The following is a 25,138-nucleotide window of genomic DNA, read 5'->3' on the forward strand; positions in this document are numbered from 1 at the left end:
CAATTTTTGTGCCATTTTTGCTATTGTATTTGAAGGCTATGTCACAACTGATTATTGAAAATGGCTTATAGAATCACATGATTTTTTTGTAAACAATTGGTCATGTCGTTTCATGGTAATTAAAAAATCATTTGTCATCAGAGTACTGTAAAAATCAACAGTTAATTGTTACATAGCCTATTTGAAAGAATTGCTGAAACCGAATTATTTGCAGGTTATATTGTGAAAGACGGGGGTGGTTTATTTTGGGTTTCATGAATCATAATTGCGATTTGACTATCTCGCTGAATTATTATTCTGTTTTTTGATGGATTACCTGTTAAAAGAAATAGTACAATGCCTAGTAATTCAAATAACCATTTTTGCTAAATATTGAGATGATTCTGGTGCATGAATCAAGACAAAAGGAAAAACGAGCAATTGAATCAACTCCACCAGGATTTCCTAAACTAACAGCAGAATGATGAGACGAATTATTCGAAGCATACTTTTTCTGATCTTGCTTAGTTTGCCGCTGACGTGTTGGAGTAATGAATTATCCATCGTCAAATTAGAAAGCGAACAAAAAACGATCATAAAGCCGCAGAAAAAACCGGTATTGATTGAAGCTGACAAAATTACTGGCTATTACAAGCAGGAAATTGAAGCGACTGGAAATGCAGAATTGCATCACGGTGATAATGTTCTCACTGCAGACCGAATGAAATATTATCAGCAAACGGAAGATGCTGAAGTTGAAGGTAATGTGCGCTTGGAACGACCTACTGATATCCTGCAAGGCCAACAACTTGAAATTAATCTGCAGACCGAAGTGGGTCATTTAACCGAACCCCGTTATTCAATGAAAGAAGGTAAGGGGCGTGGTGCAGGTGATATTTTGTTGTTCGAAGGTAAAGATAATTACCGGATTAAAGATACCAATTATACTGCTTGCCCGGAAGGGAACCATGATTGGTATCTGCGCGCCAAAGAACTAAGGATTGATAACAAGAAAGAGGTCGGCACTGCACGACATGTCAGTGTGGTATTTAAAGATGTGCCAATTTTGTATTCACCCTGGTTAGATTTTTCCTATAGCGGTAAACGTAAAACCGGCTTACTGGCGCCTGTTGCGGGCTATAACGTCAGAACCGGCTTTGATGTAGGTTTGCCAGTTTATCTGAATATTGCGCCGAATATTGATGCCACAGTAACACCACGAATTATGACTGAGCGTGGTTTTCTGTTAAGTAATGAATTTCGGTATATCGGCAATAACAATCTGAATGGGCATTTGTTGTTTGATATTTTGCCGCAGGACATCGACAGAAATCGAACCCGCTGGGGTGTTTTATTTACACACACGCAGAATCTTGGAAAAGGCTGGCAGGGTTTTATGAATTACAACGCGGTTTCGGATGATCGTTATTTTCGTGAGCTGACACCCAATTTGGCGCAGACCAGTTTGGTTAACTTGTCACAACAGGGCGGGGTTAACTATAACGGTAGATTGGGAACAGATGGTGTTCTGAATTTCACCGGATTTGCGCAACGGTTTCAGACCATTCAGGATCCCTTTGCGTTAATTGTGTCGCCTTATGAGAGGCTACCGCATTTTGCTGTGAATGCGGCTAAATATAATGTTGGAAAACTGGATTTTGAACTGCAAAGTAGCTGGACGAATTTTTATCACCCAACCCTTGTCGACGGAAATCGTTCCATTTTTTATCCTAGTGTCAGCGCGCCACTACGTAATGAATATGGCTATATCACGCCCAAGTTTGGCCTGCATTACACGCATTACAATCTAGCCGCGCCAGTGGATACCAAAGGTGAAAACGTGGATCGCATGGTTCCTATTGTGAGTTTGGATAGTGGGATTGCATTTGATCGTCAATTCAATTTTGGCGACAGGAATATGATTCAAACGCTTGAGCCGCGTTTATTCTATGTTTATGCACCGTACCGCAATCAAGATTATTTGCCGAATTTTGATTCGGCAATCAATGACTTCAGTTTTGCGCAGATATTGACTGAAAATAGATTCAGCGGTGGCGATCGTATTAACGATGCTAACCGCGCTGTAGCAGCACTTACATCACGTTTTGTTGATAAAGAGACAGGCGTTGAATTTTTGCGGCTGGCTGTCGGTCAGATGGTGAACTTCACTGATCCCAGAATTCAGTTATTGCCGCCGCAGGTGACCAGTGGAAAATCAGATTTTATTGCTGCAATATCAGGCCGCTTAACACAGGATATCAGTACAGATTCTAATATTCAGATAGATCAATCCGGAGGAATCGTTGAAAAGGTCCGCAGCGGTGTTAGCTATCAACCGGAGCCTGGGAAAGTATTGAATTTTGGTTATCGTTTTACACGTGATGTACGTGAACAAGTCGATACGTCGATTGAACAGGTTGATACGTCGGTACAGTGGCCGATTTATGGAGGTTGGCGTGGTGTTTCACGGGTCAATTACTCGTTAAACGACGATAAAATTTTGGCGGGTTTGGCGGGACTTGAATACAGTTCTTGCTGCTGGGCTTTAAGGGTTGTATTGCAACGACTGACGACGGCAACACAAACAACAACTACAGCATTCTTTCTGCAGCTGGAGCTTAAAGGATTGATGGGACTTGGTAACAATCCGCTGCAAGTGTTACAACAGACAATTCCTGGATACACCAGCGTTCACTAATTATTGGTTTTGCATATCGCATTCATCACGTATCATCATTCTATGCTTCAAAGAAAAGATTTTTGGATACTTCTGATACTGTTTGTTTTCTTGCCAGCCCAAATTACCGCACAAGAATTGGCGTTTGCTCCGGTAGCTAAACCGATTAATCATATCGTTGCTGTTGTAAATGAAGACGCCATTACTCGACATGAGCTTGATGAAGCAATAAAAACAGCTATCGGCCGGATGCAGCAACAAGGAATGCAAATGCCGGATCAACATACTTTAGAAGAGCAGGTGCTGGAGTCCATTATTACAAAACGCATACAGATTCAACATGCCCAGGAAGTCGGTTTATCGGTCGCTGAAACTGAATTGGATGAAACTATTAACCGCATTGCCGTAGATAACCAACTGACTTTACCTGAATTTCATACTGTGCTGGAGAATGATGGTATCAGCTATAACAAGTTTCGCGAAGAAATCCGGGAAGAAATGATTATAGCGCGACTTAAAGAGCGAGAAGTTAACCATCAGGTCAATGTTACAGAAGGAGAGGTGGATAATTTTCTGCAGACGCAGAAAGCATCAGCGGAGGGTGATGATGAATATCGACTCGGGCATATTTTAGTCCTGGTGCCGGAAAATATGAACTCAGATCAGATCCAGCAAAGAGCAGAACGTGCTGAGATGGCATTGACAAAACTGAGAGAAGGTGTCGAATTTCCTCAGGTAGTTGCAGAATTTTCTGATGCAGCGGATGCAAAGAATGGTGGAATCATAGAATGGCGCCCAATTTCTCAAATGGGGCCGGATTTTGCTCAAATGCTAGAAACGCTGCAACCAGGTGATATGACATCTATCGTGCAAAGCCCAAATGGTTTTCATATCTTCAAATTACTGGGCAGGCGTACTCAAGAAACGCCGACAGTCATTATAGACCAAACGCATGCACGCCATATATTAATAAAAATTAATGAATTGATTTCTGAAAGTGATGGGAAGCTGAAGATTCTCGCGCTTAAAGAGCGATTAGGTAGAGGAGAGAGTTTTGAAGAAGTTGCCAGGCTCTATTCCGAGGATGCCAGCGCATCATCCGGTGGCGATCTTGGTTGGCTCTCGCCTGGTGATACCGTACCGGATTTCGAGCGCGTGATGAATGCGCTTTTACCGGGTGAAATCAGCGATCCGGTAAGATCTCAATTTGGCTGGCATTTAATTCAAGTTATGGAACGTCGTACGCAGGATATCAGTCTTGACCGACACAGACAATCGGCACGCCAAGCAATACGGACTCGCAAGGCTGACGTGGTTATTCAGGATTGGCTACAGCAATTGCGTGATCAAGCCTATGTAGAATATCGTCTGGATCATGAATTATGAATCATAAATTGATTCCGACATTAGCGTTGACTGCAGGAGAGCCGGCAGGAATCGGTCCTGATTTATGTGTGCAGCTTGCACAACACCCATTGTCATGCAAGCTGGTAGTGATTGCGGATGGCGATGTATTACTGGAACGTGCAAAACAACTTAGACTTCCCTTAAATTTGGTTGATGTTTCTACGATTTCTCCGATTCAACACACCGCAGGAAGTTTGCAGATTTTTCATATTCCAGTTGCGGAACCGGTAATAGCAGGGAGGCTCAACCCAGCGAACGCACAATATGTTTTGACTACGTTGGATCGGGCTGTTGAGGCCTGTAAATCAGGACAAATTAACGGCATGGTGACTGCGCCGGTGCATAAGGGAGTGATTAATGATGCCGGTTTTCCTTTTACTGGTCATACGGAATACTTGTCGGAATTGATGCATAGCCCGGTTGTTATGATGCTGGTGGGCGGGGATATGCGGGTCACGCTGGCGACAACTCATTTGCCGCTCAAAGACGTGGCAAAGGCGATTACAACAAATAGCATTGAAAGTAAATTGCGCATTATTCAGCATGATTTAATTTCCCGCTTCATGCTCGAGAAGCCACACATCGCAGTCGCGGGACTCAATCCGCACGCGGGTGAATCTGGTCATCTGGGACGCGAAGAAATTGATATCATTATTCCCGTTTTGAATAAACTACGGGTTGAAGGTATGCAATTAACCGGCCCTATTCCCGCGGATACGTTATTCAGCCCCGCACAACTTAGGCAATATGATTGTATTTTTACGATGTACCACGATCAGGGCTTGCCTGTTTTAAAGCATGCCAGTTTTGGCGGTGGTGTAAACATTACATTAGGATTGCCGATTATTCGAACCTCCGTTGATCATGGCACCGCTCTGGAACTGGCTGCAACGGGAAAGGCAAATGCTGGAAGTCTATTGACAGCCATTGACATGGCAGCACAACTGGCCAATAACCAGGTAGTTTTTTGTGATCATGCGACATAATCCTCGCAAGCGTTTTGGTCAGAACTTTCTTTCTGATCAGTATATTATATCAAAAATTATCACTGAATTTTATCCGCAAAAAGATGATCGTATCATTGAAATAGGACCAGGTTTGGGGGCGTTGACACGGCCTCTATTGCAAGTGATTGATCATTTGGATGTGGTAGAAATCGACCGTGACATTGTGGACAGGCTGAACAATGAATTCTCGCATGAAAAACTGACTGTTCATGCAGCTGATGCATTGAAGTTTGATTTTTCTATTTTTGGCAGCCAACTACGCATCATCGGCAATTTGCCTTACAACATTTCCACGCCGTTATTGTTTCACCTGAGTCAATTTTCTGGTCAAATTTTGGATATGCACTTCATGTTGCAGAAGGAAGTGGTGGAACGCATGGTGGGCGTGCCGGGGACATCCGATTATGGACGACTTTCCGTGATGTTGCAGTACCGATTCGACATGGAATATGTATTCGACGTGCCAGCGGAATCTTTTCGTCCGCAGCCGAAGGTTGAATCGGCTATTGTGCGTATGACTCCTCGGCCAGCGTCGTCGTTGGCGGCTGTTGATGAAACATTATTCTCACAAGTTGTGTTGGCTGCATTTTCGAAACGCCGTAAAACCCTGCGTAATGCACTGCAGCAATATCTAATTGCGGAGGATTTTTGCACGCTGGATATTGATTCTGGGTTACGCGCTGAAAATTTACCTGTGGAGAAGTTTGTTGCGATCGCCAATTTTTTAACCTGATTTATTCCAGCCGCTAGAATTATTTTGCTATTCTAGCGACAACAGACTTTTACAAAGTGAATTGAGCAAGTATCTGTTTGTGGCATGACGCCACTAATTTCTGGAGGGAATGCATGATTCGCTATGGGTATTTTTTGCTTGCGCTATTTATACTGTTCTCGCTTTCTGCCTGTGCCAGTAAATCCAAAGAACAAAAGGTGGTCAATGCAACGGATAAAGTACAGATTCCGACATCTTTTGAACAATTGACCTTCAAATCAGAGGGAAAAACGGTTTTTGAGGATGAAGGGAAATTCATCCTGATTGAGGGAAGCAAATGCGCTCAGCGCAGCAGTGGTGAAGAGACAGCCACTGTGCTTCAATGGCTCGAACTACCTAGTTACGTGGATAGCGGCACAGTGATATTGAATGGCTGGGATCTGCGATTTCTGCATGGCGACCGAGAAATCAATTCGATGCGTGCAGACATCACACACAGCAAGGTGGTAAAGAATGAAGGTTCTACTTTTTTAGTATTTGAAGCGCAAGGTAAGCTGGATGATCAGAATCGTAAAGATGCTTATGAATTTTGTGTGTTTTATACTGGTTTTGGCTATCGCTCAGTTCATTTTGATGCCGTGATTGAAGGTGATTACAACGGGATTGAAGTTTCAACATTGCAGCATAAAAATCAGGGTGCACTTGCTACGCTGGAGAATGCTGGAAGCAGAGGCATGCTAAAAGGTAATGCCGAGATTACGATCATTCCAAGGGGATTTGATTTTCAGTTCGATGATACGTTTGAATGTGAATGGCGGTTTCCACCCTGCAAGTGGGGAGATCGTGCGGATTATCGCTTGCTGCAAGTGGCCTACAATCTCTCTCAATCCAGCGCATCGCCCAGTTTAGATGGTAGCCTGCACTGGGCCGCACAAACTGTATTTAAGGACAATGGCACGCGCACGTACCGAGTGAAAACACGCGCTGCAATGATTCGCGGCAGTAGCGTCAAGTTGCGCGCAGATTTTCTGGCGTTGAATCCTCGCGCAGGAAAAACCACTGATACTTGCCGCAAAAATGTCGACGGTGTTGTTCGCACCCACACATTCCGTATCAACGATTTACCTTTTGACTATGCCGTGCCATTGCTGACTGGCTGGGATCTTTCGCATGAGTGTGAACATCAGCGAGTGCAGCGTGCCGGAATCTGGTTACACAATATCCGTTTTGACCCAGATTCAAACAGCCTGGAATATAAAGTATCATCTATTTTTCGGGATAAAGACGGCGCTCCCAGTTTCAACGCCGCACAGCGCATTACAGTATTGGGGCTAAATCGAATTCGCTCACCAATTCAGAACCGTGCACCTGTAAATATTAGGATCAGGAAGTACTGATGGGAAGCTGATCGATAAAATTGTCGAGTCTATCTTATAGATAATTTCTCGTTATACCAGTAATTTGCAGTTTCCTGGTTGAGCAACACAGCAGGATTAGTTAATTCTATTTTTGCTTTGCTTTTCAGATTTTAGCGTGAGCTTAATGGCATTATTTAATTGGCGATTCGTGAATATTTTATGGAAACTTGGTTCGTTTGCTTTTACTAACAGATTGAAAAGTTGATGATTGGTTAGATCACGCTTTAATTGTAATAGTAAGGCAGTAAGGCCTGAAACATGCGCTGTGGCCAAAGAATTACCAGAAACAAAGTCATAGGTTCCTCTGGGTAAGGTCGTTAATATTTCCTCACCCGGTGCGTATACGGTAAGAAGATGATTTTCGTATAACGATTGCATGATATTGTGGGTGTTAATACTGCTAACACCGATAACGCCCGGCTGCTGAGCCGGGAAACCAGATTCATCATCATCTTTATCAGCTTTCGATGCAACGATGATGATGCCACGTTGAACGGCTTTCTCGATCAATCTAGCCAAGAGAGGATCATAAGGACCAGTTAGGCTCAAATTAAGAATATCCGCCCGCATCTCGATAGCTGTATTGATTGCTAGTGCTAAGGTAAAACTATTGCAGATTGCTTCTAAGCTGCCTGCCTTAACTTCCCAGCAAGCTTTTAGGGCGATAACATTGCTATCCGGTGCAATGCCGACTATGCCTTCTCCATTATTCGCTTTAGCTGCTATAACGCCAGCAACCGCTGTACCATGAAGTTCGCTGGATGGTTGTTGTTCGATAGATTTCTGTGTAACAAAATTCTTACTGTGCTGAATTTGGCCCTCTAAGTCAGGATGTCTTGTGTCAACACCGGTATCAATGATTGCGATAGTTACATTCTTGCCTGTAGTCCGTTTGTGTATTTCATTTATATTCATTGACTGGATGTTGGTTTGCAAGCGGTAATAAGGATCAGTGTATGCACTTGCCATAACTTGGAATGTGCTCATTGTTTGAACGCTACTGACGCGATTATCATTTGTTAATGCATTAATGACGTCCTCGATAGAGCGATCCTCATCAACCACGTATACAACACAGTGTTCACCAATTTCACTGATTGACCACTGGGTAAGAATTTTTAACTTATAGTCATCTCCAATATTGGATGCTATTCTTTTGCTCCAGGTCGAATTGCTATAGTCTCCCCTTTGGCGATATGTCAGATTGGACATCCCAATGGGAATACTATTGATATGCATATCGGTGTAGGTCACTAATATGGTGCGATTTGTTTGTTTACTATCATAAACCTCGGGATCGATATATAAATCCCGCACGGCTTTTGCCGGGAAAGCAATAACCATTAACAACAAAACAAAAACTAGATAAATTTTTATATGATTACTTGACATCAAAGTATGAGCCTATTCAGAAACGGATAGCCCTTGAGCCAGCTCCGCAAAAATAACAGATGCGTGGTCTCGCAAGCGGAAAATTGCATCATTTACTTGTTGAGTATCCGTTTGATGATTGCCAATTTGAACTTCATAAACGCCATTCGGAGATGGTCCTTTAATAATATGTCCTGAAACGCTATTCACTATAACTTCAATCTGCTCTGAATCAGGTTGATCTGCAAAAACAATTCGAACGATGTTGTTTGTGTTGTCTGTACTTTCACTTGAGTTGGCTAGCGTTCTGTACGCGCCTTCCATTTCAGGCTGGATAACCCACGAATTTAGCATAAACGGCGCTGCTAACAAAAGTAAGCTAGCTGCTAAGGCAGTGTATTTTACAAAGCCAAGAAACTGAAGCTGAAATGGAAAAAATATAAGATCTTTATTTGAAACCGTACATTTATTCGAAATACTAACCTCAGGGTGTGTTTCAATTCGTTTTTTTAATTGAGCAAACGAAGCATGCGATACCTGTTGTAATAGATCGGTTTGTTGTATCTTTTTAAACAATCGCTCTTGCAGATTTAATTCAATTCTACACGTGATACAGGTTCTAATATGATTTTTTACAATAGCATGCTCAACGGGACCCAACGATCGATTTATATACCAAGGTAAAAGATCCCATGCCTTTTGATGTTCACTTTGATTGGTCAATTTGATCTGTGTAGATAACATCCGTTAACTCCTGCTATTAAGCTCTAGAAAAAATTTAGCTAAAATTTTGCGTGCATGAAACATTCTGGTTTTTACTGTATTTTCGGGACATTGCATAATTTCTGAAATTTCGCTGTAGTGTAATCCTTGAAAATATGTCATTTCCACAACGGCACGTTGCTCCGCCGATAGCTTTTCAAGCGCAGCTTCGAGCCAATTACTATCCTCTACTTGCGAAACCCAACGGGCCCCTCGATCAGGAAAGTAATCCAACTCATCATTAAACTCGACTGACTCATCCTCTCTTTTAGTGTTTTTTTTGGCACTTTTTAATGATTTTAAGTAAGCGATGCCTAAAATCCATGTTGAAGGTCGACACGTTTGATCATACGTGGCGGCTTTTTCCCAAACTACATACATCACGTCATTAATGATTTCTTCAATACAATCATGATGTCTATTAATGCGAAAGATAAATTGATATAGCCGATTAAAATAGAGTTGATATAGTTGTTCGAAAGCCTTTCCATTGCCAGCTGCGGCTTCTGAGATCAAATGCCGTTCCTTAGCCTGTTGTTCCTGCGAGCTAAAGGGTTTTTGCATCATTTTTAAGTCAGGTACTTCCACATATTGCTGCCTGTTAAATTTACTCGTATATTACTTAAATTGAACTAAAGGTTCATTAGAGTACGCGGTTTTGAAAAATTAATATCCCACTGTGAAAGAGAATAATACACGATCATCAACGGCATGTGGATGAAAACCCCAGTGTGGCGATGACGGTACATAATTTCTTGTCGCAGTATGTGTGGCCCCATAATAACGAACATCGACGCCTATATTGCGAGCGAGATGCCAAGTTAATCCGGCAGTCCAATAAAGATAATTATACTCTAGTATTTTTTTCTGATTATTATAGCCTAGGGTGCTGGATATTTGGATTGAATTAGTAATTGGATAACGTCCGATAATCTCATACCCGAAACCCATATGATTTTGTTGATAACTATCTTCAGAAAAAAATAAGTTGGATGTCAGTATGTCACGAAAATGGCCTGAAATATAAAATTCGTTATAGTCAACTTTTTGATTAAATATTTTTCCATTAAAAATATAACGTGTCCATTCAACATTAAATCGCCAATCATTAGATAACTTATAAGCCCAGCCTAGATAAGGACGGAATTCCAAATTAGAGCGGTTCTCGAATCCATAATCAGCAAAATTGACCGTTGAAATATTAGTGCCCAGATATATGCCAGATCGGGACTCAAAATCAATACTGGCTTGTGCGGCGGGTTTGCTATCACTCTTTGAGTAACCTCGCCAAAAATAATCTGTTGTTCCAGTAATACTTCCACTTAGTTGAGCATAGCAATCTGGCAGATTAGTGAGACATAACGCTAATCCAAAAAAAACACTGTTTAAATGTATAGAACGCATTGTTATTTTATTTGATTAGAGTCGCTAACACTTGAAACTGATTCGGAGGCCATGATTGATTCTCTTTGCAAATAAATAATCGGGATATGTCGGTGTGTTTTACTAAAAAACTGGCTGCGCAAAATTTCAATTAAGCGATTCAATTCTTGCTGATTTTATTTTGTCATTTAATTCTGCAGCAGAGTATATGGTTTTCAATACGGAGCATGTGGAAAGAAGCATTGCAAAATTAACTTATTTCTTTCTTCAATAATATAAGCGAAGGTAATGATAAGCGAAGGTAATGATAAGCGAAGGTAATGAGAAATTTTCATTACGATTTGAACTTTTTTGATTCTGACAGAATAAACATTATCGATGAGAGGGACTTGGATTGTTAAAAGGAGATTGTTATATTCCCTTGGTTATATCTTCTTAATCCATATTAAGTGCGTATTTTTATTGGGAGATTGTAAGATTGAATACACTTTGCATAATAACAGCCTCAGTAACATTATTTTTTTTGACACCGATTGCATTTGAACGAGGAATGGGAGGGACAGGCTGAAATATACGAATACAAATAACAAGGCTATTTGAGTGCGGTCTGTAAAATTAATGTTATACACGACTATTATGACTAACCGCTAATTTGTTTCAGAGTATTAATGAGCTTTGATTGTTTTGAATTAATCAGTTTTTTATTTATCGCTGCGGCGAAAATGGAGATATTTTTCTAACGGTATGCTATATAGATCTGTCGATTGAATGCAGGTTCACGCATTAGGTACAGTTTGATGTTGATGCTTTCAAGGAAGCGCTAAATTGTGATGTGAATATTGTGGCAATTGCTCAAAGTCCGTAAGGATTTAAAAAATTAATTTGATATGATTTTTTTGTATTTGAGTGTATATCATGGTTGACCCTGAAGCTTCAAAACGTTAACATGCGCATCTCACCAATTCCCTGATAGCTCAGTTGGTAGAGCGACGGACTGTTAATCCGCAGGTCCCAGGTTCGAGCCCTGGTCGGGGAGCCAATTAGATATAAATCCGGGTCTTTAAATCTAATGTGCCCGTTTTTGATTCTTATCCGCATGAGTAAACGCTAAATTTTTGCTCGAATATCCTGTTTAATCGCCATTCTGCGAGCTTTACTCGCTGCAGTTTTAAATTATTCCTTGTGGAAACATTTGAGTCTTTGTCATTTCGGGCTTAATACCTTTGTGTCGCTGCTATTGCACTAAGAATAGGCTCAAAATTCTTATTTATTGAACTTGCAATTCTCCCTGGTTTGCCATGGGGAGCATTATAGATAGTGTTTTTGAAGTTAGCGCAGCGCGCCATTTTTGGTTTTCTGTACCGTGATATCGCGTGGTCTTGCCATGGGGATAGGAGCAAGGCGCGCGACGCAAATTTATTCAGTTCCGATCTTTTAACTTTAGTAGAAGGAAATGGTATATGAGAATTATTATGCAAACTTTATTGGGAAGGAATGTCAGAAAATCGATCACTAACAAGAAAAATGATCAGGCATATATTCTGCTGGCCGTACTATTGCTTTGCATTGGTGTGATTTTGGTCCCGTTGGGAGCCGTAGCAGCACCATCAGATTCCACGGCAGTAAAATGGCATCCTGGCCACTATTACATAATAAAAGGTTCGAGAAAAAACAATACTACATACTTATCGCAAGTATATAGTGAACTTGATGCAACACCGGCATTGAATGGAATGATGATCCGGTATTTTTGGGCAGATTTGGAAGATTCAAAAGGTGTGTATGATTTTTCATCAATTGATGAGCGTCTTGCCGAACTAGCTGCGAGAGGGAAGCGTCTTGTTATTCAGGTGCAAACGAAATCATTTAATGGCAGGCAAGTTGTACCCAATTACTTGAAGACAGCTGAATATGAAGGTGGTGAATTTACTATTAGTGATTTTGGTAGCACAGTAGTAGGCGGACGTAATATTAAATTATGGAATTTCCAAGTACGCGATCGCCTGATTGCCTTATTCAAGGCAATGGGTGAACGCTACAACTCGCACCCATACTTTGAGGGTATCAGCATGATAGAAAGCGCGATGGGGAATCCTATAGAACCGCTGACAAGTTACCAAGTATCTGGATTTTATGATAATAAAATTATTGTACATCAGAAAATGCGTTTGTTTTTTCCTAATACAATGACGATTCAGGAAGTGAATTATCCGCGTTCAATTCTCGCATCATTCGTAAGTAGTCTCAAAGATGTTGGGGCGGCACTGAGTAGTCCAGATACTTTTATTGAGGAAGAAGGTTTGCTCTATCCAGCAACGAAATATGATCCCAATAAGGGAATCTATAATTACTATTCAGATTTTGCTGGCGTGATACCTATGGTTCCCACGATTATGCCAAAAAATTATGAAAATACGAAAGGTGACGGAACGGGTTATGTACCAACTATTTCTCAGATCTTGGCTTTTGCGCGAAATACCTTAAATGCCAACTATATCTTCTGGACACGGGAAGAGCATTACGAGCAAGTATTGGAAGTATTAAACATGAATGCACAAAAGAATGCTCCTGCGGGAGGATTGAATCCCACCTGTCCAGCTGCTTATCCATCTTGTGCTGATTAGAAGTTTTCTTGACATTTCGTAGTAATCAGAAGATTTCTGAAAGATGGTATATACAGGGGAATAATTTCCAAATGAAACTTGTTACATGTTTTTTAGGAGATTCTTTTCCTTGTTCAGCATCAGACAAACTATGTTACTGCCCAGCAGGATTGTTTTGAACATCAGCAGCGCACCTGCGATTCCTGTTTTATAACCATTTGTGGCGTACCCGAGGATTTCTCGATCCAACTTGATGAGGCATAGTTCTTTTATTAACAGATGACTAAATCAGATTTTTATAAATATTGGATATTAATCATGAAACTTATAATCTAAGAAGAATTTATAGCCTAGCTTAATGTTGTAATGTAAAAGAGTGATGTCTGCAACAGCTGAAAGATGAATAAAGACACTGATCTGGCGGGCAGATGAAAGGCTTTTGTGTTGCCGCTGTTGCTTTAAGTACAGGCTTAAAATGCTCATTTATCAGTAACTGCACCTTCGATTTGTTTTTACCTTGTATAGACATCTTAGAACATTTTTTCAATAACCTATTGAGAGTCTGTCTGGCTCCTAGAGAATGGGTAAATTCAAATCACAGAACTGTTAGATCGCTCTACTCGTTTTACTTTCAAATAAGAATGTAAGAATCTCGAGCAAAAAAATTCGAAGCGTATTCTCTCAGTTCCTGTCTTTTAACTTTAGAGAGGAATTTTTTCTATGAGAATCAATACTCATATTAGTCTTTTAACACCGACTACAAACAAGATAAATAACAAAATATATAAACTACTGGTCGCAATATTATTTTGCATTAGTATGATTTTTGCCCCGCTAGGAGCCGTGGCCGCGATGATAGACCCCACTGCTGTCAAATGGCATCCAGGTCACTATTACATAATAAAAGGTTCGCAAAAGAACAATGCCACCTACTTATCACAGGTATATAGTGAACTCAAAGCGACACCTGCATTGAAAGGAATGATGATAAGGTATTTCTGGAATGATCTGGAGAAAGCAAAAGGTGTGTATGATTTTTCATCCATTGATAAACGCCTTGCTGAACTATCCGCCAGAGGAAAACGTCTTGTCATTCAGGTGCAAACAAAATCATTTAATGGCAGGCAAGTTGTGCCAAGTTACATGAAGACAGCTGAATATGAAGGCGGTGAATTTGATATTAGTGATTATGGAAATAAAGTAGTTACTGGACGTAATATTAAATTATGGAATTTACAAGTACAGAATCGTCTGATTGCCTTATTTAAGGCAATGGGAAAGCGTTATAACTCGCACCCTCACTTCGAGGGTATCGGCATGATAGAAACCGCTATGGGGGAGCCTATCAAACCACTAACCAATACTCAGGTAACTAAATTTTATGACAATAAGATCAATGTGCAAAAACAAATGCGCTTGTCTTTTCCTAATACGATGACGATTCAGGAAGCAAATTATCCGCGTCCCATTCTTGCATCATTCGTGGGCAGACTCAAAAATATTGGTACGGCTTTGAGTAGTCCGGATACTTTTCTCGAGGAAAAAGGCTTGCTATTTGAAGCAACAAAATATGATCCTAACCAAGGCATTTATAACTACTATTCTGATTTTTCTGGCGCCATTCCGATGGTTCCCACGGTTATGCCAAATAATTATAAAAATACGAAGGGCGACGGAACGGGTTATGTACCAACTATTTCTCAGATTCTTGTTTTCGCGCGAGATACCTTAAAGGCTAATTATATTTTCTGGACTCGAGAAAAACATTATAAGCAAGTATTGGAAGTTTTAAACTGGAACGGGCAAAAAAATGCTCGTGCGGGTGGATTAAATGCAGTCTGTCCCAGAGTTTACTCTTCTTGTGTTAATTAGGGTTTATTTTTCGTAATAACCAAAAGAACTTCGCGCAGCCGTGAAAATTTTGTTGTGGTAACGGGGAATAATTTCTAGATGACACTCATTACGCATTTTTAGGAGATTTCCCCCTTATGCTACATCCGAAAACTATGTCATTGTCCAAGAAAGATCGTTTTGAACATCAGTAGCGTATCAAATGATTCCTGTCCATCATCATTCTGGCGAGCCATAGTCTTTACAAATTCATACATTGGGTACCTATTTCCAGGTTCTCAGCCGAGATGATGACGAAATAGACTCCGTCGATATAAGTCTTGGCGAGTATCTCGGGTGGTTTTGTTCACATATTTTTGTCTATTTTATTGCTCAATAATCGTAATTCATTTTTTTATCAATGCCACGATTTAGCTGGTAAATTGCCTTGCCTAATAGTTTCCTTTAAGAAAAAACAATGGTTTCCTTAATAGGCACGGAGTGTCGACTATATTAAGATTGTATCATTCCTTATTTTTTGAGAGGGACAACTGAAAGCACAATCGGGTATTGAGCGTATCAATGTGTAGCGCTATGCTTTATGACAAGCCTGATTGCCATTGTTTTACTGACACAAATCGGGTATTTCATAAAAAATCTCTTATAAGTACTTCTCATTTACTTCACGCATTAGCATATCATTTTGCTCCATGATAGATAAAATATATTAATAACATATAGTTGCGGAAATGAGATGGCTATTAAGTCTCTGGGTGAGTTAGTGATATTTATTGCGTTGAAACTTTATCGCAAACGGAATCAGTAAGCCAGAACTCGTTTTAAGCTTGTCGAGATACCTAATCAGAGTTTCTAAAATAACTCGATGATTAACTTTTTGGGAGATAGTAATGGATAGTTCAATAGTAATGAAAAAATTTGAGATTGTTGTCGAGATAGAACACCATGAGCAGTTGATTGAATTGCTAGAAAGCTCCGGTGTGCGTGGATATACTGTTATCAAGAATGCGGGAGGTCGGGGAGTCAAGGGCATAAGAAATCCGCACGATGTACTTTTACCATACGAGAATAGTGTCACAATTTTTGCTTGCAAAGAAGAGCTAGCACAGATAGTACTTGAGGAGTTGCGACCCGCGATGAAAGGTTTCGGTGGTATGTGCTTGATCTCAGATTGCCTCGCACAAATGAATTCCGATAACCGAGAATACGCTTTAAAATAATGCGAATTAAAAATGCTGTGGCTATATCTAAAGACTTGCAGTTGTTTATAAAGAGGCGAGATCAGAATTCAATGGTTGCATTCCACGCCACAGCTCGTACTTTCAAGATAAGGAAATATTTTTTTGATACTTTTTATTTACATCAGCTATCCAATTATTTGTTTAGGTATCAAGTATTTGAGATCTTTCCAGATTCCTGAAGATCGAGCAAAGTTACATCAGAATGGACCGGTTATTTCAAACGTTACACCATCCGCGCTACTTCCGGTTTTGCCTCGCTGAGAACTGAAATATAACCGTGATCCATCAGGACTTAGAGCAGGGCCGGCTATTTCCGATCGGTCATGGCCAACTAATTGTAATAACGGCAGAACGTTGTCTCCAGATAGCACCACAATTTGCATGCTACCGCCATCCTCAGCCACTAGCAATTCACCTGCGGCATTGCCGGTGATGTTGTCAACCCCGGTTAACACCGGCGATAGATATGATGCTGCACTATAGAGAATGTTGAGGCGCTGCTGTAGCACGTCAAAAACCCACACGCGATCATCCCCTTTAGTCGTGAAATAGACGAAACCCTGATGATACCAAATGCCTTCACCGCCATTGAACGCGGTGCTGCCGGGAACTTGTTTGCGTGTCGGCACAGTGGTCGCTGAAGGATCGGTCAACGCGTGCCAGCGAACTGCGCCAGTGTTGTCGTCAATCACCTCGGCAACTTCCAGAATGCCATCGTCTAGATTGGGATTGCCGGCAGTATCGAATGTATGGGCGCTGTAGCGATAAAACCGGCCTTCCGGTTTGTCTTCGGTCAAATACAATTGTTTGTTACGGGTATCCACTGCCACCGCTTCATGCCGGAATAGACCCAGGGAGTTTCTGGCTTGAGCGGGTTTGTTGCCAAACGGATCGCATTCCCACACTTTACCTTTATCGATTTCTTCGCACGATAGCCACGTTTGCCACGGTGTATGCCCGCCCGCGCAATTGCGGTTAGTTTGACTCAGAATCGAATACGCATCAACCAACTCTCCCTGTGCATTGAATTTTAATGCCCCGACGCCGCCGGCTTGGCCCTCCAGTTCGCAATTGGAAACATAAATCCAGCCGCCATCCGGAGAAGCAAATGTGGCACCGCCATCCGGTGCCGCGTGCCAAGTATAGCTAAACAGTTTCTGACCTGAGTGAGCCACGATGCGGGAAGTAAATCCTGCTGGTAATCGCACGCCATTATGATCCGGCGGCAGAAGCCCGCTGCGTGTAGTTAGCGATAATGACAAAGCGGCAGCTTTAGCTGGAGCTGGTAGCAATGTGTTACCGACAAATGCTCCTAAGCTTATAAATCCATACTGTAATAATTTACGCCGTTTTAGATCTGATGCCTTCATTTTACATGTCGCCTTATGCATCAAACCTCACGATGAACTCAAGGCTTTATGATGCGAGATAGTTTACAATGCTGCGTCGTTTTATATCTATTGGATGAAAGTAATCAAACTATGATTCAAATATTAAAACCAATTGTATCTCTTTTAATGTTTTTAACTGTGCTGTTTTTTGTCAACACGATGCTCACAATCACGACCAGCTTTTCAGTCTGGTTTAGCACGATTTTTTCATTGATTTGCGCGAGTCTAGGCGCTTGGTTTACCTGGGAACTGATTTCTGGCGAAAAAATAAATACTCTTATCGCTGTCATTGGTGGTGCATTAATCCTTGGTGGATTATTTTTTACGGTAAGCTTTTTAGGACCTATGGTTATCGCCAAAGACACCAGTCAGGGACCCATGATTGGAGTCTTTATAGCAGCGCCGTTAGGGATGATTTTGGGTGGAATGGGGGGGTATGTTCATGCTTCGAGACAGAGAATGGAGACGGAGGATTGACGGGAATTCTGGTAGATATGGCTATCAAATAGCTTGTATGTTAGCAGTTTGAGTATTGTATTATAACGAGTGTAAAGATTGAATGTATGCCATTAATTAAAAAAGATTATGTGAATATGAGTAAATTTTTCTTGGCAATAAGCTTAGTATTATCAATGCTCTTTGTTGGAATGTCAGTTTCAGCGGCTGCTAAGCCAAATTTTATTTTTATTCTTACAGATGATATGACGCCTGATGACTTTCGTTTTATGCCGAGAACACAGGAGTATTTTTCTGTTAATGGAGTCCGCTTTACAAATGCGTTTGTATCGTATGCTGCTTGCTGTCCATCACGCGCATCTATTCTGACTGGAAGATATTCGAAGAATCACGGCGTAAGATCCAATAATCGACCATCTGGTGGCTTTGATGCGTTCTATAACAGCGGGTTGGAGTCACAGACAATCGCGACAAAATTGCAAGCAGACGGTTATAGTACGGCATACTTTGGCAAGTATTTCAATGAATATGGAACAACTACGCTGGTAGAGCCGGAAAGCTATATTCCCCCTGGCTGGAATTACTGGTACACATTTGTGAGTACGAAGTATTTTAACTACAAACTTAACGAAAATGGGCAAGCTAAAAATTATGGCGATACTTTGGAAGATTATGGTACAGATGTTATAGCCAAGCACGCTAGTAATCATCTTGATGCTGCGCTATCAAGTAGTTCACCTTTTTTTATGATGATCGCACCTTATGCTGCGCATGCATCAACTGAATCAACAGAATTACCCCGTCAGCCGATACCCGCTTCGCGGCACGAGAATCTATTTAATGGTATGAAGGCGCCTAGGTTTGCATCATTCAATCAAGAGGATGTGTCGAATAAAAGCTTTGGTGTCCGCGACAACCCCTTACTGCTACCCGACGACATTGAGTGGATTGACAATAATTTTCGTGCGCGAATACGGACTTTGCAGTCTGTAGATGAAATGATGGGTAAATTAATAGATCAGCTAGAAAATTCTCTCAAGGGTAAAGAAACCTATATCATCTTTACGTCTGATAACGGATACTGGTTTGGTGAGCACCGATTCAAGGTCGGCAAGGCCGATTTGTATGATCAATCCCATCGCATTCCATTAGCAATTACTGGACCAAACGTTCAGCGTGGTTTTGTTCGCAACGACCTGGTTGTCAACACAGATTTTTTCCCGACGATATTAAGTCTTGCTTCTGTTCCGATCTCTGGGAGTATCCATGATGGTCGATCATTCCGATCATTGATAGAGGCGTCAACAAGAACAACGGAATTTAACAGAAATTCTTTTTTGCTCGAGACGGGCCGAGATCAGAAAGCTGGAATTCGATTCAGAAATTATACCTATTTTGAAACGCCGACAGCCCAAGGATTGCCTTTTAAAGAGCTATACGATACTCAACTCGATCCAGATCTTGTTTATAATATTGCACAGAAATTGACAAATGAATCTTCTGCTTTCTTACAAAGCGCGCTAGCTGAATTACTTAGTTGTAGCGATGATACATGTAGGGTACTCGAGAATGAACTTTCAGATTTACTTGTAAAATTAATTGACTGAGCTAAATTTTCTCCAGAAAGTTCGGAGGTAATTTATTCATTACGAGCGAGTTTTTTTACGTTATTGCTTTTATGAGCAGATATTCACTGACACTGGTTTAACGTGATAGATGATGGATCAAGCGGCGTTGGCAAGCTGCGTGACTTGCTTGGCAATAGCCTCAACCTCTTCTGCAATTGTACCCACTTCTCTGGGGTCAATGCCTAGCTTGATCCATTCCTGCTCGGTAATTTCTTGTGCCGAGTGTTCAGTCACCGCTAGGTCAGGCAGCATTTTTTCCGCAACATTGACGAGTCTGGCTAGGGATTGATTTATTTCCGGATCCATTTTGTCTGGCATGTGATGGTGGCGTATCACGGCGATAATTTCTGCAGGTAATTCCCAATGGATACCAAGCTGGGCACCGATCTCACCATGATCTGTGCCCAGTAGTTCGTGTTCTATTTCTAATAGTGATGCTTCGGGGGTGGTTCTCAATCTTTCGTGAAGTGCATCGCTGATATCCTTGGCGATGAAGTTTAGAACGTTATAACCAATATCATGCAAAAGGCCAGCGAGAAAGATCTGATCCTCCATCGGACGAATTCTTGCAGGCATATGTTTAGCCATAGTGCGCATTGCAGAAGCAATGGTAATACTGTGAGTCCATAGATCCTTTGCTTTCAGCTTTCCTTCGGGCGGTTTAGTGAATGCTGAAACGGTTGCCATGCCGATGGCGACAGATTTAATTTGTGTCAATCCTAATCGCATGGCAGCATCGCTGATGGAAGAGATCATACCTGGAGAACCAAATAAAGAAGCATTTGACAGTCCGATAATGCGTGCAGAAATGTGCGGGTCTTGAGCGATGAGCTTGAGTAATTGAGCTTCACCTTCGTCAGTATTCAATGCCAACGTAAGCATTTTTTTGGCAATAGCTGGCATGGCGGGCAGTGTGTGAATGCGCTCAAGGGATTGTTTTAAATTTATATGGTTAGCCATACTATGCTCCTTTAGCGAATTGCCTACTTCTTTTAATACAGTTTTATTCATCCTTATTGCTCATAATCGATGTAAAAGTAATACACGAATGCATAACATTGTTTTGAGCATTTTATAAAACGCTCAAAACAATCAATTACCCAGATACCTAGTTGAGATACATTGAATCTCAGATGACTGAGTAGAATCTATAGGTGTCATTATAGAAAGCAAAAGTGATGAGGAAGGGATGAATAGAAATGTAAAAGGTTATCTTTTCCAAGAATTCTTTGTTTAAAATAAGATCGATAAAAGAACGAATTTATAGTCTGGCATGACGGTAATTTCAGGTTTGACGATGAGTAAAGTTACAATGCAATGTCATAATATCTTCGGTATGCCGCAAATGTTTGACGGGGAGAACAGTGCATGCTTGTTCCAAAAAAGACGAAATTCAATCTCCGGTTATCCGTTAATGCACTCTTTCTTTTGCTAGTAAGTAAAAATAGCAATTATTTAGGCTTTAGTTCATGAAAAATACTTTGGCTCGAGTTCGGGTCTTCTTTCAGAAAAGGCAGCTGGTTTTTTTACCTGCCATTCTTGTGGGTACTTGCCTGATCGCGACTGGATTTTATGCTGATTATCTACATTCACAAAATATGTATCGTGAACTACGGGATTCGGTATTTACTCGATCGAGCTTGTTGCGTGCAGATTTGGAAGGAAAAATCACCAGCAATGCTCGATTGGTACAAGGTTTGGTGGCGTCCATTTCTGCAGAGCCGGATTTGTCAATGGAAAAATTTGCCAAGCTAGCGCAGTATTTGTTTAATGATAAGTCAGAGCTACGCAATATTGGTGCTGCGCCAGATTTGATAATACGTTACCTATACCCGTTAGAAGGCAATGAGTCAGCGATAGGGCTTAATTTCAGGGAGCATCCTCAGCAGCTTGAATCGGTGCTACGTGCACGTGATAGCGGGAATCTTATTATTGCCGGACCCGTTGATTTGGTTCAGGGCGGACAAGGCTTTATCGCTCGGATTCCGGTATTTTTTGATGATATTGAAGGGAATGAGAGAGTTTTTTGGGGCATGATTTCAGCCGTTATCGATGTGAATCAGTTATATCAAACAAGTGGTTTGTTGGATCTTGCAGAAAAAATTAATATTTCGATCCGAGGCAAAGATGCGTTGGGTAAGGCGGGTGAGGTGTTTTTCGGTAATGAGCAAATATTTGAACAGAATCCTGTGTTACTAGATGTTTCCTTGCCTAATGGTTCCTGGCAGATGGCTGCTGTGCCTAAAGAGGGATGGATTGCTGCAGGCAATGACAGTGCTGTTTTCCGTTTTGGCTTGATACTCATTGGCATTTTAATCTTGCTGCCAATTATTTTGATGGGTAAGTTTCAACAAAATAAACGAGACAGTGAAGCCCGGCTTAGGGCTCTGTTCATGATGTCGCCGGTCGGTATCGCATTGAACGAATACGAGACTGGGAGATTTATCGAGATCAATGAGTCGTTGTTAGCTCCAACTGGTTATTCTCGGGAAGAGTTGTTAAATCTCACCTATTGGGACATTACCCCCAAAGGCTACATGATGCAGGAAACTCAACAGGTTGAGAGTATGCAAGCAACAGGCACCTTTGGCCCATACAAAAAAGAGTATATTCGTAAAAATGGTAGTTGCTATCCGGTTCAACTGAATGGCGTAATAATTCACGATGCATCTGGCCGAAAATTAATCTGGTCGATGGTTGAGGATATTACTGAACATAAAGCCGCGGAACAGGCGCTTATTACGGCTCGGTATGAGGCTGAACGGGCAAACAAGGCTAAATCCGAATTTCTTTCTAGCATGAGTCATGAGTTACGTACACCTATGAACGCGATTCTTGGCTTTAGTCGGTTACTTGAGCTGGGGGGGCTTGATGATCGGCGACTAAAATACACCAAAGAAATCAAGACTGCGGGTATACATTTATTAGCATTGATTGATGAAGTGCTTGATTTGGCGAAAATTGAGTCAGGACGTATTGATTCTCGACTGGAGTGGGTTGAGGTTTGTCTTGTTATTGAGGAGTGTATCAGCTTAGTAAGAATACAAGCAGATAGGCAGGATATCAAACTGACGCATAGCGGCATGGTGGATAAGGTTTTATATACTGATCGTATTCGACTCAAACAAGTCGTCCTTAATTTGATTAACAATGCGATCAAGTACAACCGCAAAGGCGGTTGGGTACATATCGAACTCAGGGAATCCGTCCGTCCAGGTTACATAAAAATTATTATTGCTGATTCTGGGATCGGTATTGCTGCAAATAAACTGACGGAATTATTTCAACCTTTTAATCGTCTTGATGCTGCAGCTAGCGCTATTGAAGGTACCGGGATAGGATTATCGCTTACGCGTCGAATCGTTGAAAAGATGGGGGGATATGTTGGTGTAGACAGCGAACTGGGGATTGGAAGTACTTTTTGGTTTGAATTACCGGCAAAAGGGATTGCAGATGACGATACCGTAACGAGTAGCACCGCCCAGGATCTGGTTCCTTGAGTCGAAGCAAACTACATATCGTCTAATCATTATGTCGATAAAAATCAGATGTGGTAGTTCCGATCTAGTCTGGCATCACTTCGTTAAATCAGGTGATTGTCAGATCAGGTTACTGCTACAACGAATTAAAGCATTCAATCAAATCAGCCGGTACTTTTCTTTCATCTCTTCGGGTTATATTCCCCGCCGCTTGCGGCGAGGTTCTATATTAATGGAAAATAAATACCTTCGATGTTGCTGGCGGTAATTTACCTGTTGGATACTTTCTCTAAGGTCACCACATTACCATTCAACTTTGCCTGCAAGTGCCCAAGTCAAACCACCATCGGTTGAAATATAAGCGCTCGCTCGTGCAATACCTAGAATGGTGGCATCAATCGCAAAATTAGGAGATAAGCGGAATTCTGTAAATTGAATATTTTGTTGCAGTAGGCTAGCACCGATATTCTCCGAGGATATTATATGTCCTTTATTATTCAGAGTAATTCGATACATACCTTTTCCATGAGCGATGACAAAGATAAGATTATCATTTGAGAAATTTGGAGAAAACTCAACTTGTTGGATGGCGGTCCCTGGAGCCACATCGTTTTGAGTCATTGTAGCCCAATAATTGCCTCCATTTTTTGAACGATATAAACCATTGCTTGTACCAATGAAGACTAATTTATCCGTGTCGAATTGGGGAGACACAGCAATTGACAAATGCTGTTGACCCGGTAGACCGCGCAGTGTGATTGAATCGAATCTTTTCGATTGTAACCAACTGTTACCGCCGTTAGTTGTGCGCCAAATTTGCCCAGAGCGAGTTGCAGCAAAAGCAGTCCGGTCATTTGCATAGTTAGGGGAAATAGCCAAGCCTACAATATGTGATGTGGTGGGGACGCCTCGCAGCCAACGCCAGCTGGTTCCGCCATCAAGTGTTTGCAGAACTCCGTGTGACCTTGTACCAACATAAATTTCTCGGTCGCTTTCATACGTGGGTGACAAAACAAAGGAATTAATATATACAGAAAATGGTGAGATTTCAGGGATTTTTGGAATAGGCTTTGTAGTCCAATTTTGTCCGAAGTCGCTGGAAAATCCAATATGCGTAGTATTTCGTGAGGCGACAGCCGTTGGTGGGCCTGACTGATTCTGAGCGAAATTGATATCGAAAGCACTCATTGGAAGATCTATACTACTCGGGACTGGCCACCCGGCTCTTTCTATAGTCCATGTTGTACCATGATTGGTTGAAGCGTATATGCCTCCACCGAAGTATGATGTTGCAATCATGCTTTGATCATTAATAAAATTTGGCGACAAAGCTACGCCAGTGAGCAGGTTTTTCCGGGTTTGTTTCTGAGTCCATGTAATGCCACCGTCTTTCGAGATAAAGAACCCATCATACGCAGAGAGAAAAACTGTTCGGTCTATCAAAAATGTGTTAGATACCTGCAATTCATTGAATTCTTTTAATGGACTTGTTTGTCCGGTGACTGCCGCCCCAGACGCATGAAGCACCCAACTGTCGCCGCCATTCGTTGATTTATATGCGGATTTTGTTAAGCTGGTACAGAAAACTGTGCGATCAATTAAATAATTCGGTGAGAGTGATACATTATTGATGGGTTCCAAAGGTAAATTGGCTGGTTTGTTGTTAAATGTTATACCCGTGTCATTGCTATAAAAAATCCCATTGCTAGTGGCTAGAAATATCTCTTTAGGACTTCCTCCCGAAATTGCTATATCGTAAACGATTGAACCGCTAAC

Annotated in this window: 18 protein-coding genes and 1 tRNA gene; 12 read left to right on the forward strand and 7 right to left on the reverse strand. The window is 41.4% G+C overall.

Going from position 1 to position 25,138, the window contains the following annotated elements; all coding sequences use genetic code 11:
* Positions 1–460 precede the first annotated feature (460 nt).
* From K2Q13_RS09220 to K2Q13_RS09240, 5 genes are all read left to right on the forward strand, one after another.
* Positions 461–2,677: an LPS-assembly protein LptD gene (locus K2Q13_RS09220; protein WP_292920770.1), complete on the forward strand. Its 2,217-nt coding sequence runs from the start codon at positions 461–463 to the stop codon at positions 2,675–2,677.
* Positions 2,678–2,719: 42 nt separating this feature from the next.
* Positions 2,720–4,042, forward strand: a complete 1,323-nt coding sequence (locus K2Q13_RS09225) for a peptidylprolyl isomerase (protein WP_292920771.1) — start codon at positions 2,720–2,722, stop codon at positions 4,040–4,042.
* A complete protein-coding gene (gene pdxA, locus K2Q13_RS09230) occupies positions 4,039–5,049 on the forward strand; it encodes a 4-hydroxythreonine-4-phosphate dehydrogenase PdxA (RefSeq protein ID WP_292920772.1) in 1,011 nt (336 codons plus the stop codon). Before K2Q13_RS09225 ends, pdxA begins: the two co-directional genes overlap by 4 nt.
* Complete coding sequence (gene rsmA / locus K2Q13_RS09235; protein ID WP_292920773.1) at positions 5,039–5,803, forward strand: 16S rRNA (adenine(1518)-N(6)/adenine(1519)-N(6))-dimethyltransferase RsmA; 765 nt, start codon at positions 5,039–5,041, stop codon at positions 5,801–5,803. Before pdxA ends, rsmA begins: the two co-directional genes overlap by 11 nt.
* Positions 5,804–5,916: 113 nt before the next feature.
* Entirely contained in the window at positions 5,917–7,179 is a 1,263-nt protein-coding gene (locus K2Q13_RS09240) for a hypothetical protein (protein ID WP_292920774.1), read from the forward strand.
* Positions 7,180–7,275: 96 nt separating this feature from the next.
* Here the strand turns inward: K2Q13_RS09240 and K2Q13_RS09245 are convergent, their stop codons facing one another.
* The 4 genes from K2Q13_RS09245 to K2Q13_RS09260 all read right to left on the reverse strand — a co-directional run bounded on the left by K2Q13_RS09245 (position 7,276) and on the right by K2Q13_RS09260 (position 10,737).
* Positions 7,276–8,592, reverse strand: coding sequence for a S8 family serine peptidase (locus K2Q13_RS09245; RefSeq protein ID WP_292920775.1), 1,317 nt, complete (start codon positions 8,590–8,592; stop codon positions 7,276–7,278).
* A gap of 12 nt (positions 8,593–8,604) precedes the next feature.
* A complete protein-coding gene (locus K2Q13_RS09250; RefSeq protein ID WP_292920776.1) occupies positions 8,605–9,315 on the reverse strand; it encodes a zf-HC2 domain-containing protein in 711 nt (236 codons plus the stop codon).
* A gap of 3 nt (positions 9,316–9,318) precedes the next feature.
* Positions 9,319–9,921: an RNA polymerase sigma factor gene (locus tag K2Q13_RS09255; protein WP_292920777.1), complete on the reverse strand. Its 603-nt coding sequence runs from the start codon at positions 9,919–9,921 to the stop codon at positions 9,319–9,321.
* A gap of 78 nt (positions 9,922–9,999) precedes the next feature.
* Positions 10,000–10,737: a TorF family putative porin gene (locus K2Q13_RS09260; protein ID WP_292920778.1), complete on the reverse strand. Its 738-nt coding sequence runs from the start codon at positions 10,735–10,737 to the stop codon at positions 10,000–10,002.
* Between the two features lie 942 nt (positions 10,738–11,679).
* Between K2Q13_RS09260 and K2Q13_RS09265 the strand changes: the two genes are divergently transcribed.
* From K2Q13_RS09265 to K2Q13_RS09280, 4 genes are all read left to right on the forward strand, one after another.
* Positions 11,680–11,755, forward strand: a tRNA-Asn gene (locus K2Q13_RS09265).
* 433 nt (positions 11,756–12,188) lie between these two features.
* Entirely contained in the window at positions 12,189–13,340 is a 1,152-nt protein-coding gene (locus K2Q13_RS09270; protein WP_292920779.1) for a glycoside hydrolase, read from the forward strand.
* Positions 13,341–14,039: 699 nt separating this feature from the next.
* Complete coding sequence (locus K2Q13_RS09275; protein WP_292920780.1) at positions 14,040–15,191, forward strand: glycoside hydrolase; 1,152 nt, start codon at positions 14,040–14,042, stop codon at positions 15,189–15,191.
* Positions 15,192–16,057: 866 nt separating this feature from the next.
* On the forward strand, positions 16,058–16,387 hold the full coding sequence (locus tag K2Q13_RS09280; protein WP_292920781.1) for a transcriptional regulator: 330 nt from the start codon (positions 16,058–16,060) through the stop codon (positions 16,385–16,387).
* A gap of 218 nt (positions 16,388–16,605) precedes the next feature.
* On the opposite strand, the gene K2Q13_RS09285 is transcribed toward K2Q13_RS09280, so the two are convergent.
* Positions 16,606–17,778, reverse strand: a complete 1,173-nt coding sequence (locus K2Q13_RS09285; protein WP_292920782.1) for an alkaline phosphatase PhoX — start codon at positions 17,776–17,778, stop codon at positions 16,606–16,608.
* A gap of 111 nt (positions 17,779–17,889) precedes the next feature.
* Here K2Q13_RS09285 and K2Q13_RS09290 point away from each other — a divergent pair, with 111 nt between their 5' ends.
* Positions 17,890–18,276 (forward strand): multidrug ABC transporter permease, encoded by a 387-nt coding sequence (locus K2Q13_RS09290; RefSeq protein ID WP_292920783.1) that lies wholly within the window; start codon positions 17,890–17,892, stop codon positions 18,274–18,276.
* 116 nt (positions 18,277–18,392) lie between these two features.
* Entirely contained in the window at positions 18,393–19,862 is a 1,470-nt protein-coding gene (locus K2Q13_RS09295) for a sulfatase (protein WP_292920784.1), read from the forward strand.
* 117 nt (positions 19,863–19,979) lie between these two features.
* On the opposite strand, the gene K2Q13_RS09300 is transcribed toward K2Q13_RS09295, so the two are convergent.
* Positions 19,980–20,843, reverse strand: coding sequence for an HDOD domain-containing protein (locus K2Q13_RS09300; protein WP_292920785.1), 864 nt, complete (start codon positions 20,841–20,843; stop codon positions 19,980–19,982).
* Positions 20,844–21,352: 509 nt separating this feature from the next.
* Between K2Q13_RS09300 and K2Q13_RS09305 the strand changes: the two genes are divergently transcribed.
* Positions 21,353–23,383, forward strand: a complete 2,031-nt coding sequence (locus tag K2Q13_RS09305; RefSeq protein ID WP_292920786.1) for an ATP-binding protein — start codon at positions 21,353–21,355, stop codon at positions 23,381–23,383.
* 282 nt (positions 23,384–23,665) lie between these two features.
* Here K2Q13_RS09305 and K2Q13_RS09310 read toward each other — a convergent pair.
* On the reverse strand, positions 23,666–25,138 hold a 1,473-nt coding region (locus K2Q13_RS09310), incomplete at its 5' end, for a hypothetical protein (RefSeq protein ID WP_292920787.1).

Source organism: Nitrosomonas sp. (assembly GCF_019752095.1).
Taxonomy (GTDB): Bacteria; Pseudomonadota; Gammaproteobacteria; order Burkholderiales; family Nitrosomonadaceae; genus Nitrosomonas.

Excerpts from the sequence above, each read along its gene's own strand:
- K2Q13_RS09240 (WP_292920774.1), top strand. The coding sequence starts at position 5,917 with ATGATTCGCTATGGGTATTTTTTGCTTGCGCTATTTATACTGTTCTCG.
- K2Q13_RS09280 (WP_292920781.1), top strand. The coding sequence starts at position 16,058 with ATGGATAGTTCAATAGTAATGAAAAAATTTGAGATTGTTGTCGAGATA.
- K2Q13_RS09295 (WP_292920784.1), top strand. The coding sequence starts at position 18,393 with ATGAGTAAATTTTTCTTGGCAATAAGCTTAGTATTATCAATGCTCTTT.
- K2Q13_RS09220 (WP_292920770.1), top strand. The coding sequence starts at position 461 with ATGATGAGACGAATTATTCGAAGCATACTTTTTCTGATCTTGCTTAGT.
- K2Q13_RS09300 (WP_292920785.1), bottom strand. The coding sequence starts at position 20,843 with ATGGCTAACCATATAAATTTAAAACAATCCCTTGAGCGCATTCACACA.
- K2Q13_RS09285 (WP_292920782.1), bottom strand. The coding sequence starts at position 17,778 with ATGAAGGCATCAGATCTAAAACGGCGTAAATTATTACAGTATGGATTT.
- K2Q13_RS09275 (WP_292920780.1), top strand. The coding sequence starts at position 14,040 with ATGAGAATCAATACTCATATTAGTCTTTTAACACCGACTACAAACAAG.
- K2Q13_RS09225 (WP_292920771.1), top strand. The coding sequence starts at position 2,720 with ATGCTTCAAAGAAAAGATTTTTGGATACTTCTGATACTGTTTGTTTTC.
- K2Q13_RS09260 (WP_292920778.1), bottom strand. The coding sequence starts at position 10,737 with ATGCGTTCTATACATTTAAACAGTGTTTTTTTTGGATTAGCGTTATGT.
- K2Q13_RS09270 (WP_292920779.1), top strand. The coding sequence starts at position 12,189 with ATGCAAACTTTATTGGGAAGGAATGTCAGAAAATCGATCACTAACAAG.
- pdxA (WP_292920772.1), top strand. The coding sequence starts at position 4,039 with ATGAATCATAAATTGATTCCGACATTAGCGTTGACTGCAGGAGAGCCG.
- rsmA (WP_292920773.1), top strand. The coding sequence starts at position 5,039 with ATGCGACATAATCCTCGCAAGCGTTTTGGTCAGAACTTTCTTTCTGAT.
- K2Q13_RS09290 (WP_292920783.1), top strand. The coding sequence starts at position 17,890 with ATGATTCAAATATTAAAACCAATTGTATCTCTTTTAATGTTTTTAACT.
- K2Q13_RS09245 (WP_292920775.1), bottom strand. The coding sequence starts at position 8,592 with ATGTCAAGTAATCATATAAAAATTTATCTAGTTTTTGTTTTGTTGTTA.
- K2Q13_RS09250 (WP_292920776.1), bottom strand. The coding sequence starts at position 9,315 with ATGTTATCTACACAGATCAAATTGACCAATCAAAGTGAACATCAAAAG.
- K2Q13_RS09305 (WP_292920786.1), top strand. The coding sequence starts at position 21,353 with ATGAAAAATACTTTGGCTCGAGTTCGGGTCTTCTTTCAGAAAAGGCAG.